At 63.3% G+C, this 13441-nt stretch carries 14 protein-coding genes; 5 read left to right on the top strand and 9 right to left on the bottom strand.

Annotated features, from left to right (window positions below; all coding sequences use genetic code 11):
- Window positions 1-54: 54 nt before the first annotated feature.
- Both GRO01_RS09225 and GRO01_RS09220 read right to left on the bottom strand, forming a co-directional pair.
- On the bottom strand, window positions 55-1614 hold the full coding sequence (locus GRO01_RS09225; protein WP_062511143.1) for a Do family serine endopeptidase: 1560 nt from the start codon (window positions 1612-1614) through the stop codon (window positions 55-57).
- A 118-nt stretch (window positions 1615-1732) separates the two neighbouring features.
- Window positions 1733-2194, bottom strand: a complete 462-nt coding sequence (locus tag GRO01_RS09220; RefSeq protein WP_231490436.1) for a nucleoside deaminase — start codon at window positions 2192-2194, stop codon at window positions 1733-1735.
- A gap of 51 nt (window positions 2195-2245) precedes the next feature.
- Between GRO01_RS09220 and GRO01_RS09215 the strand changes: the two genes are divergently transcribed.
- The 5 genes from GRO01_RS09215 to GRO01_RS09195 all read left to right on the top strand — a co-directional run bounded on the left by GRO01_RS09215 (window position 2246) and on the right by GRO01_RS09195 (window position 7995).
- Complete coding sequence (locus GRO01_RS09215) at window positions 2246-2980, top strand: gamma-glutamyl-gamma-aminobutyrate hydrolase family protein (protein ID WP_062511139.1); 735 nt, start codon at window positions 2246-2248, stop codon at window positions 2978-2980.
- Window positions 2977-3771, top strand: a complete 795-nt coding sequence (locus GRO01_RS09210; RefSeq protein ID WP_062511137.1) for a pseudouridine synthase — start codon at window positions 2977-2979, stop codon at window positions 3769-3771. The genes GRO01_RS09215 and GRO01_RS09210 overlap by 4 nt, the downstream gene beginning before the upstream one ends.
- 3 nt (window positions 3772-3774) lie before the next feature.
- A complete protein-coding gene (gene rsmD, locus GRO01_RS09205; RefSeq protein ID WP_062511135.1) occupies window positions 3775-4374 on the top strand; it encodes a 16S rRNA (guanine(966)-N(2))-methyltransferase RsmD in 600 nt (199 codons plus the stop codon).
- A gap of 119 nt (window positions 4375-4493) precedes the next feature.
- Window positions 4494-7208, top strand: a complete 2715-nt coding sequence (locus GRO01_RS09200; protein ID WP_083541448.1) for a DNA translocase FtsK — start codon at window positions 4494-4496, stop codon at window positions 7206-7208.
- Window positions 7198-7995 carry an RluA family pseudouridine synthase gene (locus GRO01_RS09195; protein ID WP_062511133.1) on the top strand — a complete coding sequence of 266 codons (798 nt, stop codon included), beginning with the start codon at window positions 7198-7200 and terminating at the stop codon, window positions 7993-7995. The genes GRO01_RS09200 and GRO01_RS09195 overlap by 11 nt, the downstream gene beginning before the upstream one ends.
- On the opposite strand, the gene GRO01_RS09190 is transcribed toward GRO01_RS09195, so the two are convergent.
- The 7 genes from GRO01_RS09190 to GRO01_RS09160 form a co-directional block, all read right to left on the bottom strand.
- Window positions 7986-8723: a DUF4097 family beta strand repeat-containing protein gene (locus GRO01_RS09190; RefSeq protein WP_062511131.1), complete on the bottom strand. Its 738-nt coding sequence runs from the start codon at window positions 8721-8723 to the stop codon at window positions 7986-7988. The genes GRO01_RS09195 and GRO01_RS09190 overlap by 10 nt on opposite strands.
- A gap of 20 nt (window positions 8724-8743) precedes the next feature.
- On the bottom strand, window positions 8744-9169 hold the full coding sequence (locus tag GRO01_RS09185) for a hypothetical protein (RefSeq protein WP_062511129.1): 426 nt from the start codon (window positions 9167-9169) through the stop codon (window positions 8744-8746).
- 141 nt (window positions 9170-9310) lie between these two features.
- On the bottom strand, window positions 9311-9733 hold the full coding sequence (locus GRO01_RS09180; protein ID WP_062511127.1) for a hypothetical protein: 423 nt from the start codon (window positions 9731-9733) through the stop codon (window positions 9311-9313).
- 87 nt (window positions 9734-9820) lie between these two features.
- Window positions 9821-11248, bottom strand: a complete 1428-nt coding sequence (locus tag GRO01_RS09175) for a sugar porter family MFS transporter (RefSeq protein WP_141306961.1) — start codon at window positions 11246-11248, stop codon at window positions 9821-9823.
- Window positions 11249-11335: 87 nt separating this feature from the next.
- A complete protein-coding gene (locus tag GRO01_RS09170) occupies window positions 11336-12355 on the bottom strand; it encodes an asparaginase (protein WP_062511125.1) in 1020 nt (339 codons plus the stop codon).
- 31 nt (window positions 12356-12386) lie between these two features.
- The gene (locus GRO01_RS09165) at window positions 12387-12842 is read right to left on the bottom strand and encodes a hypothetical protein (RefSeq protein WP_062511123.1); all 456 of its coding nucleotides are present in this window, start codon (window positions 12840-12842) and stop codon (window positions 12387-12389) included.
- Between the two features lie 5 nt (window positions 12843-12847).
- Window positions 12848-13402, bottom strand: coding sequence for a Fur family transcriptional regulator (locus tag GRO01_RS09160; RefSeq protein WP_141306959.1), 555 nt, complete (start codon window positions 13400-13402; stop codon window positions 12848-12850).
- Between the last annotated feature and the right edge of the window lie 39 nt (window positions 13403-13441).

The following is a 13441-nucleotide window of genomic DNA, read 5'->3' as shown; positions in this document are numbered from 1 at the left end:
GGGAAGGTCTGACCCTTCCCGCCTTTCAGGACTTATCCAGCCTGAACGCCTGACTTACTGGGCGTCGTCGGAGCTGTCGTCGTCAGAGCCGTTCGGAGAGACAGCAACGAAAAGCTGCTGTCCGTCACGCAGAATCCGCAGAAGCGGCGGCTGCTTGCGACCCAGCGCCTCATGCACCTGCGCCACAACGGCCTTGGGCGACGGCGTGACGTGATTGCCGACGGCCACGATGATGTCGCCCGGGCGGATACCGGACTGATCGGCCGGGGAACCCTGCACGACATCGGCCACAACTGCACCCTGCACGCTGTCATCAAGACCCAGCTCCTGACGTGCCCGCGGTGTCAGCGAGGCCAGGGACACGCCCAGCTTGCCCGCACCGGACTGTGCGCTGTCGGTAGCATCGCCCGAGGCGTGATCCTGGGCGGACAGGTTGCCGACCGTGAAGTTCACCGTCATCGGCTTGCTGTCACGCAGCAGCCCGAGCGTCGCGGGCGTGCCCGGCGCGATGGAAACGACCTTCACCGCGAGATCATGACCGTTCTTGATCGGCTTGCCGTTCAGCGTGGTCACGACGTCGCCGCTCTTGATACCAGCCTTCTCGGCCGGGCTACCCTTGGAGACCGAGGCCACCAGCGTGCCACGCGGCGGAGCACCTGGTTCCGGGGACTGAAGGTTCAGGGCCTGCGCCATGGTGGGCGAGATGTCCTGACCTTCGATACCCAGATAGCCGCGCGTGACATGACCGGTCTTTTCAAGCTGGCTCACGACGGATCTGACCGTGTCGGACGGGATCGCAAAGCCGATACCGATCGAGCCACCGCCGTTCGGCGAGATGATCATGGAGTTGATGCCCACGACCTTGCCGTCCTGCGTGAACAGCGGACCACCCGAGTTGCCGTGATTGATCGGCGCATCGACCTGAATGAAGTCGTTATAGGCGCCCGAATGCAGGTCACGGCCCAGCGCGGAAACGATACCCGCCGTCACCGTACCGCCCAGACCATAAGGGTTGCCCACGGCAATAACCCACTCGCCCGGCTGGACTTCATCGGAATCGCCAAGCTCAATGAACGGCAGCTTGCCGGTCGGCTTGACGCGCAGCAGCGCCACGTCCGTCTTGGGGTCGCGACCGATGATCTTGGCGGGCAGCGTGGTGCCGTCATCGAGGGTGACCGTCACCTTGGTCGCGCCGTTCACGACGTGGTTGTTGGTCACGACATAGCCGTCAGACGAGATGATGAATCCCGAGCCGCGGGCCTCGACCGTGCGGTTAGGCTGCTGCTGCGGCATCATCTGGAACGGAAAGGGGAACGGGAACGGCATGCCGCCGCCCTGTCCGCCGCCACCGCCCGGGCCGTTTTCCTCTTCATCGGCCACATCCGCCTTGATGTGGGACGTGATGGAGACGACGGCAGGCTTCACCTGTTTGACGAGATTGACGAAATTGGGAAGCGTCTGAACGCCCGTCTGCGGCTTGATGGCTCCGCTGGCGGCTGTCGTAGCACCGGCCTGGGGGGCGGCCGAGGGCGTGTCCGCGAAAGCGAACGGCGCCGAAACCAGCATCGTGGTGGCAGCGAGGGCGGAGAGGGACGCGCGAAAACGTGAGGTCATGTCAATCCCGACTGGTTACGAAAACATCATGGCTATAGCGTTGAACTATGGACCCCGTTCCCGTTCCGCAAGCTGACCGGCGTGTGAAACATCCGTAAGTTCATGACGGACTGTGAATTCAGCCCTCTGAAACACGGGTTCCGGCTGGAATGCGCAGCCTGCGGAAAAACGCTTTCAGCATCTCCGACGCCTCCCGCTCGCACACGCCGCCGATCACTTCCGGGCGGTGCAGACAGGACGGACGCTCGAAAATACGCGGCCCATGTTCCACGCCGCCACCCTTGGGATCATAGGCCCCGAACACGACCCGCCCGATCCGGAAATGTACAATCGCGGCTGCGCACATCGGGCACGGCTCCAGCGTCACGACCAAGGTGCAGTCCGTCAGGCGCGGGCTTTTCAGACGCGCGGCCGCCTCGCGCATGGCCAGAAGTTCGGCATGGGCGGAGGCATCATGCGCGCTTTCCACATGATTGCGTGCAATGGCCAGAACGCTTCCGTCGGGGCCGAGCACGACCGCGCCCACCGGTACTTCCCCGCACGATGCCGCCTCGCGCGCGGCCTGCAACGCGGTCTGCATGGCCGGGCCGATATCCGTCTGAATCCTTGTCTCACCCTGAATCATGATGCGATGATGCGGCGCATGACCCTTCCCCGTCCATCCCCTTCACATCGTGCCCCGCTGATCGGTCTGACGCTAGATCATGAACCCGGCGGACCGGGGCAGTTCTCGCGCTATCCGTTCCATGCGCTGCGGGAAAACTATCTGACGGCCGTGAGCGATGCGGGCGGGATGCCGGTCTGTCTGGGCTATGACTGCAATGCCGAAGCCCTGATGGCGCGGCTAGACGGACTGATCGTCACAGGCGGCGCATTCGACGTCGATCCGGCGCTGTATGGTGAGCCGTCACACCCGATGACCAGCCCCCGCCCGACCCGGACGGCCGCCGAACTTGCCCTGCTCCGGGCGGCACTGGCGCAGGGCAAGCCGGTTCTGGGCATCTGCGGCGGCATGCAGCTTCTGGCCGTGGAAGCCGGCGGCACGCTGATCCAGCACCTGCCGGAAGAGTTGCAACACGAACAGCCCAACCCGCGCCACGAACCGGGACATGACGTCGAAATCGTTCCCGGCACGAAACTCGCGCAGATCGTGGGAGCGGACCGCATGGCGGTGAACTCCTCGCATCATCAGGCCGTGCGCGCCCCCGGAGCGGCCAGAATCTGCGCCCGCGCGCCGGATGGAACGATCGAGGCCATCGAGCTTGAAGGCCCCGGTTTTGCCATCGGCGTGCAGTGGCATCCCGAATTCTCCCTCGACCCCGGCGACCGTCGCCTGTATGCGGCGCTTGTGGAGACTGCACGATGACCGACGACAATACCGAAAACACCGCCCCCGACATGGAAACCTCCGGCCCGAAAGGCGAGCGCATCGCCAAGGCGCTGGCCCGCGCCGGCGTGGCCAGCCGCCGCGATATCGAACGCATGATCGAGGATGGCCGCATCAAGCTGGGCGGACAGATCGTCACGCATCCGGCGACCTTCGTGCAGCCGGGCGACATCGTGCTGGTGGACGGCAAGCCTGTGGACTCCCCCGAGCGCACGCGGCTGTGGCGGTATCACAAGCCCGATGGCCTGATGACGACGCACAAGGACCCGCAGGGCCGCCAGACCGTATTCGACACGCTGCCCGAGGGCATGCCGCGCGTCATCAGCGTCGGGCGTCTGGACATCAATTCCGAAGGTCTTCTGCTGCTGACCAATGACGGCGAACTGGCCCGCCGCCTTGAGCTTCCGGGCAATTCCTGGGTCCGCCGTTACCGCGTGCGCGTCTTTGGCGTTGTGGACGAGAAGCGTCTGGCCTCGCTGATCGACGGTTTTGAATATGAAGGCGTGCGCTACGGCTCCATCGAGGCCGCGCTGGACTCCACGAAGGGCGACAATTCCTGGCTGACGGTCAGCCTGCGCGAAGGCAAGAACCGTGAGATCCGCCGCGTCATGGAAGGCCTGAACCTGCATGTCAGCCGCCTGATCCGCCTGTCCTATGGCCCGTTCCAGCTTGGCTCGCTCAAGGCGCGTGAACTTGAGGAAGTGCCGGGCAAGACGCTACGTGAACAGGTGCCGGATCTTCCCACGCCGAAGCGCCACCGGACGCGCTGATCCATGCGGATTGTTGGAGGAGACAACAAGGGCCGCGCCCTGACCGCGCCGTCCGGAACCAGCACGCGCCCTACATCGGACCGCACGCGACAGGCGATTTTCGATATGCTCGCCCACGCGCCCTGGTACGGGCAGGACGAGCTGGAACAGGCCTTCGTGCTGGACTGCTATGCCGGAACCGGCGCACTGGGGCTTGAAGCCCTGTCGCGCGGGGCACAGAAAGCCGCGTTCATCGAGCGCGACCGGAACGCGCTGGCGGCCCTGCGCGCCAATCTGGACATCTGCAAGGTCCGGGACCGCTCCCGCGTCCTGAGTTGCAGCGTCACGCATCCGCCCAAGGCCACGGAACCCTACACGCTGGTTTTTCTGGACCCGCCCTATGGCAAAGGTCTGGTCGAGTCGGGTCTGCGGGCGCTGGCGCGGACCGGTTGGCTGGCGGAAGGCGCGCTGATTGTGGCCGAGACAGGGGCCACGGAAGAATTCACGCCAATCGTGCCACCTTCCGAACACTTTATGCCCACATTGACGCCAGAAATCCTCTGCGAGCGTCGGTTCGGGGCCGCGAAGGTGACGATCTGGAGGCATTCCTCCACTTTTCCTTAATTTTCCCTCTGTATTCAGTACCCTGTCGGCTATAGTTCAGAGTGAATTTTACAAGCCGCTAATCCAGAAAACCGACGGGGTGACGAGACTTGGCCGCGTTCAGCCGATCGACCAGTACAGTGCGCAACATCGTCCGCGACGCGCATGACCGGCACATGACACCAAAACTGCGCAGTGCCCTGCGCGCACGCTGCATGGAACTGCTCGGGCTTGTCCTGCTGCTCTTCGCCGTGGCGGTCGGGATCGCCCTGTGGAGCTTCAATCCGCACGATCCGTCCTTCAACACCTCGACCGGAACGCAGCCGACGAACCTGCTGGGCCGCACGGGCGCGACCATTTCCGACGGGCTGATCCAGTGGCTCGGCCTTGGCAGCGGCATGCCGATCGTCATCCTGCTCGCCTGGGCCTGGCGCATGGTCCGTCATCACGGCATGAGCCTGCCGATCCTGCGGATCGTGGCCGCCCTCGCCCTCCTGCCCGCCAGCGCCACGTTTATTGGCACGCTCCAGCTTCTCGTTCCCGGCCTTCAGGTCGCCTGGCCGACCGCCAGCGGCCTGGGTGGAGAAATGGGCGTATCCTGCGCACAACGTCTTCTGGCTGCAGCTCATGCCGAAGCCGGCGCCGCCGGAAACGCCATTGCCGTCATTCTGGTCCTGTTGCTGATGGGGCTTCTGCTGCCGCTGGCCATGGGTCTTGAAGCCCGCGAATGGCGTGCACTCGGCCAGACGCTCATGCTGCTGGGCCGCCAGCCCTTCGCCATCGCAAAGCGCATGAATGGTCCGCAGACCTCCGACCGCCCTGCTCCGGACCCGCGGATGTACGAGTTCCAGCCAAGCCCTGCCGGTGGTGCTCCGGCAGCTGATGCCGCCCCGCTGTCCTTCCTGCGCCGCAGCTTCGGCAAGAGCGATCCGCGATCCCGTCCCGCACCTTTCGTGCCGCAGAATACCGGCTGGATGCAGCCGCCGATGGAAACGCAGGACGATCCCTACGGCAAACCGGCCGCCGAACGTCAGACCAGCAAGACGGAAGCTGCGGCTGACCGTGCCCGTCAGGCCGCAGCGCCGCAGGAAGAAGACGCACCGTCCAATCCCTATGCCGAGCGTCTGGCGCAGATTGCGCGCCAGCGTGAAACGCCGCCGCCTGCGCTGCGTCGCCAGATGGATGACGAAATGGACGAGGATCTGCCGCAGAGCAGTATCGATACACCGTCCGAGCCCGAGCCGCAGAAGCGTGGCCTGTTCGGAATGCGCCGTGCGGAACGTCCGCCCGAGCCGGTCCCCGCACGCCCTGCCGCGCCGCGCAATGCCGTGGCGACCGGTTGGGAACTGCCCTCCCTCGCCCTGCTGAACCCGCCGCCGCCTCATGCCGTAACGGGTCCGTCGCAGGAAACCCTGCAGTCCAATGCCCGTCTGCTGGAAAGCGTTCTGGCCGATTATGGCGTGCAGGGTACAATCGGTGACATCCATGCCGGTCCGGTTGTCACGCTGTACGAACTGGAGCCTGCGCCGGGCATCCGGTCGTCCCGGGTGATCGGACTGGCCGACGACATTGCACGCTCGCTCTCTGTCCTGAGCGTGCGTATCGCGACCGTGCCCGGTCGTAACGTGATCGGCATCGAGGTCCCGAACGCCAAGCGCGAAACGGTCTATTTCTCCGAACTGCTGCGCACACCGGAATGGCTGAACGGCACCGGACGCCTCCAGATCGCGCTCGGCAAAGATATTGCCGGTGTGCCGGTCTATACCGATCTGGCCAAGATGCCGCATCTGCTCGTCGCGGGTACGACGGGTTCGGGCAAGTCGGTCGGCGTGAACGCCATGATCCTGTCGCTGCTCTACCGGCTCAGCCCGGAAGAATGCCGCCTGATCATGATCGATCCCAAGATCCTCGAACTGTCGATCTATGATGGTATCCCGCATCTCCTGACCCCGGTCGTCACGGAACCGACCAAGGCCGTCAGTGCGCTGAAATGGACCGTGCAGGAAATGGACCGCCGCTATCGTCTGATGGCACAGCTTCAGGTCCGCAACATCAACGGCTACAACGAACGCGTAAACCAGCTTCGCGCCACGGGCGAGATGGTCACCAAGCGGGTGCAGACCGGGTTCGATCCTGAGACGGGCCGTCCGGTGTTCGACGAACAGCAGGTCGCGACGGAAAACCTGCCCTATATCGTTGTTGTCATCGACGAAATGGCCGATCTGATGATGGTCGCGGGCAAAGAAATCGAGACGGCCGTGCAGCGTCTGGCCCAGAAGGCCCGTGCGGCCGGCATTCACGTCATCATGGCGACGCAGCGGCCTTCCGTTGACGTCATCACCGGCACGATCAAGGCCAACTTCCCGACCCGTATTTCCTTCCAGGTCATCAGCAAGTTCGATAGCCGCACCATTCTTCAGGAACAGGGTGCGGAGCAGCTTCTCGGTCAGGGTGACATGCTCTTCATGCAGGGTGGTGGACGCATCACGCGTGTCCATGGCCCGTTTGTGGCCGACGATGAAGTCGAAGCGGTCGTTGCAGATCTGCGCTCCAAGGGCGACCCGATCTATAACGACGACGTGGTCTCGGGACAGGACGATGACAGCGCAGGCGGCCTGACGGCAGGGTCCGGCTCGGGCGGTGACGGGGAAGGCAGCCTGTTCGATCAGGCGGTGGACATCGTCATGCGCGAAGGCCGCGCCTCCACCAGCTTCATCCAGCGCCATCTTTCCATCGGCTATAACCGCGCGGCCAAGCTGATCGACCAGATGGAAAAGGAAGGCATCATCGGCGCTGCCAACCATGTGGGCAAACGCGAGATTCTCATCCGCCGCAAGGAAGAGCATGAAGACTGACCGGAAAGACCGGATCCGGCGCGCAAAAGCCGCGCGCAACGCACATAAACCAAGGCGCCTGCCACAACAGGCCGCCTCCCCTGCCCCGGACGGGCCGCGCACACCATTTCACCCCGGCATGGACATTCCCGTCCTGCTGGAAACACCCCGCTTCCTGATTCTGGACAAACCGGCCGGACTGGCCGTTCATCCCGGCCCCTCCACGCAGGATTCCGTTGAAACGCGACTGCTCCCGCATCCGCGCGGGGGGCCGTGGCTGGCACATCGGCTGGATGCCGATACGTCCGGCTGTCTGCTGGTCGCACGGCGCAAGACGGCGCTGATCGAGGCGCAGAAGGCGTTTCAGGAGCGGCAGGTCCGCAAGCTGTACTGGGCCGTCGTGGTGGGCGATCTTCCGCAGGACAGCGGCGAGATCGACGCGCCGCTTCTGCGTCAGTCTGACGCCTCGGGCTGGCGGATGGTCGTTGATGCGAAGGGCGACGAAGCCCGCACGCGCTGGCGGGTTCTGGGGCGTGCCGAAGGTCTGTGCTGGATGGAACTGGAACTGCTCACCGGGCGGACACATCAGGCGCGCATCCATTGCGCGGAACTGGGCACGCCGATCCTTGGCGATCCGGTCTATGGAACCCCTGCCCCGAACGGCTCAGCCCTGCCGGGGCTGCATCTTCTGGCCCGCAGTCTGGAACTGAGCCTGCCGTCCGACACGCTCAGCGCACAGGCGCCCCCGCCGGAGTTCATGGCGGAGACACTGCGAGCGATGGGATGTGAAAGCGCCGTTCAGTCCTGAACGAGCTTCAGGGTTCCGACCACGCTGCGGATCACGACATGATCCCGGCCATCGCCAACCCTGCCACTCGCCGTAACCGTCCGGACCTCTTCTGATCCCGCGGACTCTTTTTCCCAGTTCCCGGTCTGCACTGTCAGCCCCAGGGACTGTTCCAACGGCAGAGCCTTGTCGGCACGGCGCTGTTTCAGGCGAATGTCGAATGTTCCGCCAAAACCGTGTGGCAGGTGAACCGTCATGTCGCCACTGACCGTGCCGATATCGATCGTACGCATCTGGGACGCAGCGTCGAGCATCAGGGTCATGTCCCCGCTGATACTGCGGATCATGATATCCCGGCCGGCATGATCGAGAGTGCTCTCGCCGCTCATGGTGCGGATGGAGACGGCGCCGTCCGCGTGGTCCAGCGTGACGTTTCCACTCGCGCTGCGGACCTCGACGGCTCCGGCAGCGTGATCCACATCCAGCGTACCGCTGACCGTATGAACATCGAGCAGGCCGTGGGACTGCGTGACATGGATGTCACCGCTGACTGTCCGGACGGACAGGGGGCCGTCCGACGTCCCGACGGTGACATCTCCGCTGACAGTAGAGAACTTGCCGCCTTCGGGCAGGGTGGACTGGGAAATATCGTCCGAAATGGAGGACTGGCTCAGCGGCGCGGCACAGACCGGAAAAGCCAGTGCGGTCCCGAGGGCGAGGACGGGAAGAGAGAGCGTGAAACGGGTCATGGAAAGGGGGCTTTCCGGCTTCAGAACTGTGCAGAGACAACGGGGCGATTGAGGAGCGCTGCATGAACGCCGCGCGCGATCGCCCAGGCCGTGAGAATGCCCCAGGTCAGGGTCAGCCCCCACGGCACCACCATGAACACCAGCCCCAGACCGCCCGTGATGGCACCCAGTCCCGTGACCATGAGATGGATCATCCCGATGACAATCAGGGCGAACAGGCCGTACCAGAACATCCGCACCTGCCAGTCCAGTTGCGCACGCTTCAGCCCCGTGGCGAAACGGCGGCTTCTATGTGCGATGATGACGCCGATCAGGGCGGTTACACCCGTAAAGAAGCCGGCGATGTACAGGACATAAATCAGCAGGACCAGATCGCGCCCGGCTTCGGCATCATCACCGCGACCATAACGCCGGGCAGGTTCATAAGGGGCGTAGGATGCATACATGAGGGAAGACTCCTCTGAGAAAAACTCGACAGCAACCTTGATGCATGAACCGTGCCAGAACCTGTTTTTCTTAGATTCTGGCGTTGATGACCGATCTGAGACATCTGGAAATGGCGGATTACGCCAGTTCGCGAGCAGCTTTCATTCCGCCAGCACCCGGAAGCGCTCCGGCAGCGGACCGCGTCCAGCCAGAAAACCGCGCAATCCCAGAACCAGAGAGACCAGCATAACAATATTCCACAGGACAAAAATCCCGATCGGCAGCAGAAAAAGAAGCTGCCCAGGGCCGGAGCTTCCGGGAGGCTCGGTCACGAAGCAGGCCAGGAACAGCGCTGCCGTCCCGATGATGAAGGCTACGTCATACCAGAACAGACGCACCAGCCAATTCAGATGCGCCCGCTCCATTCCAACGCTCGATCTGCGCAGAATATAGGCAAGGATCACACCTGCCAGAAGACTGATCCCCGTAAAGAAGCGGGCGATATAAAGCGCATAGACGAGCAGGACGCCGCCCCTGCTCACATTGCGGCTGAGGTCATGGGAGGATCTGGAAAATTCGCTCAAGCGCGTTTCCTTGATGAAGGTTTACATTGAAAACGCCCGACCAGAAGGCCGGGCGCATGGTCACTCGATGGTGATGCCCGGAGAACTCTAACGGCCCAGTTTGCGGAGTTTCACACCCTGCATGAGCCGTTTTTCGATGACGGCCAGAGACATACCCCGGGTCTCGGGGACAAACAGGATCGTCAGCAGCAGGAACAGCGCGTTCAGTCCGGCGAAGAGCCAGAACGTGCCCGCCGTCCCAAAAGTCTGCATGAGCGTCAGGAAACTCACACCCACCAGAAGATTCGTCATCCAGTTGGTGAAGGTCGAGATGGCGATCCCGAAATCACGTCCGGCCAGCGGCTGGATTTCGGAACACAGGACCCACATCAGCGGACCGGCCGACATGGCAAAGCCAGCGCAGAAGATCATGAGCAGGAAGACAGCCGCGATCTGGGAAGACTGCGTGGTCATGCCGGTCTGGAGCAGCATGGCCAGAACGCCCATGCCGAGCGCCATGACCGTAAAGCCGGCATAGAGGATCGGCTTGCGGCCCCAGCGATCGACCAAGCCCAGCGCCACGAAAGTCGCGAGCATGTTCACCAGACCGATGATCGCCGTGCACCACATCTGGGACTGCTCATCGAAATGCGCGGCTGCGAGAATGTTGGGCGCGTAATACATGACGATGTTGATGCCCGCGAGCTGCTGCATCATCTGCAGCATCACGCCCAGAGCAACGGAGCGGCGGAAATTGGAATTGCTCAGGAAGAGTTTGAAGCCTTCCTGTTTCGTCTCCAGCTGTTCGCGGATGGCGCGGATTTCCTTGGCGGCCTCCAGCGGGTCATTCCGCAGGTCCAGCAGGATCTGCCGGGCCTCCTTGTGCCGTCCCTGCGTCATCAGCCAGCGCGGACTGTAGGGCAGGAAGAAGACGCCGATCAGGAACAGAACGGCCGGAATACCGGCGACGCCGAACATCCAGCGCCAGTTACCGCTATAGGAGAAATACGTGTCGGACAGGAACGCGATGAAAATGCCGACCGTCACCATGAGCTGATAGGTCGAGACCATCGCCCCGCGCGCATCCTCGCTGGCGATTTCGGACAGGTAGAGCGGTGCCGTGAAGGCAGAAATACCGACCGCAATTCCCATGACCACCCGGAAGGAAATCATGGAGGCAACCGACCAGCTCATCGCACAGCCGATCGTGCCGATCACGAAAATCGCGCCACCCACAATCAGGGAATGTTTGCGGCCAAGTGCCTTGGACATCCAGCCTGCACTCAGCGCGCCTGCCGCCGCACCGGCCATCATGGAACTGACAACCCATTCCAGCGCGACGGTGGACGCGTGATATTCCTTGCCGAAAAGATCCAGCGCGCCTGCCACAACACCAATATCAAGTCCGGACATGAGGCCCGCCAGGGCGGCAATTACGCCGATCGCGATGATCTTGAAGCGTGTTGCGTCGAAAATGGATGGCGTGGCGTCATCCTGAGGCGAAGTGGTCCCGTTTGTCCCGACCTGATCATTCATATTGTGGTGCGTTCCTTTCACTCAGTCATAAAATGACATCAATCTGTCAACCGGCTGTCATATCCGTAACCTATAACACAAATCCGCTTATCGCGGGAGGGCAGAGCGGATTTCACCCACCGTGAACCCGTTCCAGTTCCGCAGGATCTGGGTGGATGTCGTATCCAGAATCTCCCGGTCTGCCTCATCCCTGCATAGGGTTTCACCGCCAAAACGACGCATCAGTGCGGACATCGCGACCTCTGCGGCACGGTTGGCGCCGTCATCTGTCTTGATGGCCAGACCGAGGCCCAGTTCGGGCAAGGAAGCGATCATCACGCCCTCCGCCCCCATCTTCACAAAAGCCCTTGGCCCGAAACGGTCCATGATCTTCGTGTCGTAGCGTCCCGTCCCGGCGACCATGAACGGATTGGCCGCCACGGCCTCACGAAGTCGTGTAGCCGCACGGAAACGTCCTTCGGACAGACCGGTTCCCGCACCAAATCTTGCAAAACCTTTCGCCAGCGCTTTCAGCGGCACGGCATAGGTCGGCATGGAGCAGCCATCCATACCGCGATTGCTGTCGTCATGCGGCGTATCCATCATCGCGGCCAGCACATCCGTCACGCGGCGCTGGATCTCGTGAGACGGATCGATATAGCCGGTCGGATCGATGCCCTGATCGCAGGACAGGCACACCATGCCGGCATGTTTGCCCGAGCAGTTGTTGTGCAGCGGGCAGGCTTCCTGATGCGCGGCGGCCAGAGCACGGCCCGCGGGTTCGTAGGTCGGCCAGTGCGTTCCACATTCCAGAGACCCGACATCCCGGCCCACGGAAGCCAGCATCGTGGCGGCCATTTCGGCATGGGCCTTTTCGCCGCCATGCGACGCGCAGGCGAGCGCCAGCGCGTCATTGCTCAGACCCAGACGGTCGGCTGCACCACTTGCCACCAGTTCGATGGCCAGCAGGGATTTGACGGTCGAGCGCGGAAAGACCTCAGCGTCCACGTCGCCGCAGGACCAGACCACGCCGCCATCGGCATCCACCACAACAGCCCGGCCCAGATGATGGGATTCCACCCGTCCGCCGCGCGTGACCTCGGCCAGAAGGCCCGACTGTGCTGCCATTTGATTGTTCCCCTGTTTCTCGTGGTGTCTGTCATGACGGTTCCGGGCCGAGCACATAGCACGGACGACCGTCCTGGCGATCCTCCGTGAGCCAAGGCTGGATCAGGCGGCGGCGGACGCGCACCACGCCCATGTCATCGACAGTTGAAACATGCGCCAGATCTTCCGCGAGATGCGCAGCCGTGCGGAACATGAGTTCCTCCGTTAGTGGCAGACCGGCTTCCACGAAACTTCGGGCCGTGTCGGCGTCCGTCAGATGATAGACAAACGCCTCGCCTGCGGGCAGACGAAACCCGACAGGGCTCAGGAAAGAGGCCTCGACATCCGCAGCTGGAAGATGCGTCAGCGGAGGCACCCAGCCGAGCAGGTCCGGCTGTTCCGGCGGGGCCACAGGCCTGCGGGCGGGAGCGGTCTCCGAACGTTCGCGACGGGATTTCGGCAGGTTCTCGAACAGGGACGCCGACGACGGAGAACGGCGGCGACCCATCCGTCTCAGCCCGCTGCAGTTTTCGGGCGGCGCGCTGGCGTGACACCCGCCTTCTGGCAGTCCGCGCACAGGCCTTCGATTTCCACGGTGGCGGCTTCGGCGCGGAACCCCATGCTCTGGGCGGCACGCGTCAGAACTGGCGCAATAGCCTCCTGCTCCAGCTCCCAGGCCCGGTCGCAGCCGCGGCAGATCAGGAACTGCGCGCGGTGCATTCCGCCTTCGTCATGGTGATTGCAGCCATGCGGACATTCCACTGCATGGGAGCAGCCGACAAAGGCGCTCAGCCTCTCCAGACGGTGGATCAGACTGTGCTCCAGCAGGAAATCCAGCGCCCGGTAAACCGTGGGGGGCGCCGCTTTCGGATGGGCGGGGCGCAGTCTGGCCAGAAGGTCATAGGCCCCGGACGGCTTCTCGCTGGACAGGATCAGGCCCAGCACCTGCCGCCGCGTCTCCGTCAGGCGCTGCCCGTTGCGCTGGCACCATTCGGCTGTGCGGTCGAGGCGTTGGGTGACCTCGGGCGAAAAGGTCAGGGCGTCAGCAATGGCAGCAGAATCCGGCATGACGCTCAATATGGCATCCCGATCGCGCTTTGCCGAGAG

The sequence above is a fragment of the Gluconobacter roseus NBRC 3990 genome, from assembly GCF_006538885.1.
Classification (GTDB): domain Bacteria; phylum Pseudomonadota; class Alphaproteobacteria; order Acetobacterales; family Acetobacteraceae; genus Gluconobacter; species Gluconobacter roseus.
This window is presented reverse-complemented; position numbering and strand designations above follow the sequence as displayed.

What these genes read in the sequence shown, in the direction of transcription:
- GRO01_RS09225 (WP_062511143.1), bottom strand. Translation starts at nt 1,614, where the DNA reads ATGACCTCACGTTTTCGCGCGTCCCTCTCCGCCCTCGCTGCCACCACG.
- GRO01_RS09220 (WP_231490436.1), bottom strand. Translation starts at nt 2,194, where the DNA reads ATGCAGACCGCGTTGCAGGCCGCGCGCGAGGCGGCATCGTGCGGGGAA.
- GRO01_RS09215 (WP_062511139.1), top strand. Translation starts at nt 2,246, where the DNA reads ATGATGCGGCGCATGACCCTTCCCCGTCCATCCCCTTCACATCGTGCC.
- GRO01_RS09210 (WP_062511137.1), top strand. Translation starts at nt 2,977, where the DNA reads ATGACCGACGACAATACCGAAAACACCGCCCCCGACATGGAAACCTCC.
- rsmD (WP_062511135.1), top strand. Translation starts at nt 3,775, where the DNA reads ATGCGGATTGTTGGAGGAGACAACAAGGGCCGCGCCCTGACCGCGCCG.
- GRO01_RS09195 (WP_062511133.1), top strand. Translation starts at nt 7,198, where the DNA reads ATGAAGACTGACCGGAAAGACCGGATCCGGCGCGCAAAAGCCGCGCGC.
- GRO01_RS09190 (WP_062511131.1), bottom strand. Translation starts at nt 8,723, where the DNA reads ATGACCCGTTTCACGCTCTCTCTTCCCGTCCTCGCCCTCGGGACCGCA.
- GRO01_RS09185 (WP_062511129.1), bottom strand. Translation starts at nt 9,169, where the DNA reads ATGTATGCATCCTACGCCCCTTATGAACCTGCCCGGCGTTATGGTCGC.
- GRO01_RS09175 (WP_141306961.1), bottom strand. Translation starts at nt 11,248, where the DNA reads ATGAATGATCAGGTCGGGACAAACGGGACCACTTCGCCTCAGGATGAC.
- GRO01_RS09170 (WP_062511125.1), bottom strand. Translation starts at nt 12,355, where the DNA reads ATGGCAGCACAGTCGGGCCTTCTGGCCGAGGTCACGCGCGGCGGACGG.
- GRO01_RS09165 (WP_062511123.1), bottom strand. Translation starts at nt 12,842, where the DNA reads ATGGGTCGCCGCCGTTCTCCGTCGTCGGCGTCCCTGTTCGAGAACCTG.
- GRO01_RS09160 (WP_141306959.1), bottom strand. Translation starts at nt 13,402, where the DNA reads ATGCCGGATTCTGCTGCCATTGCTGACGCCCTGACCTTTTCGCCCGAG.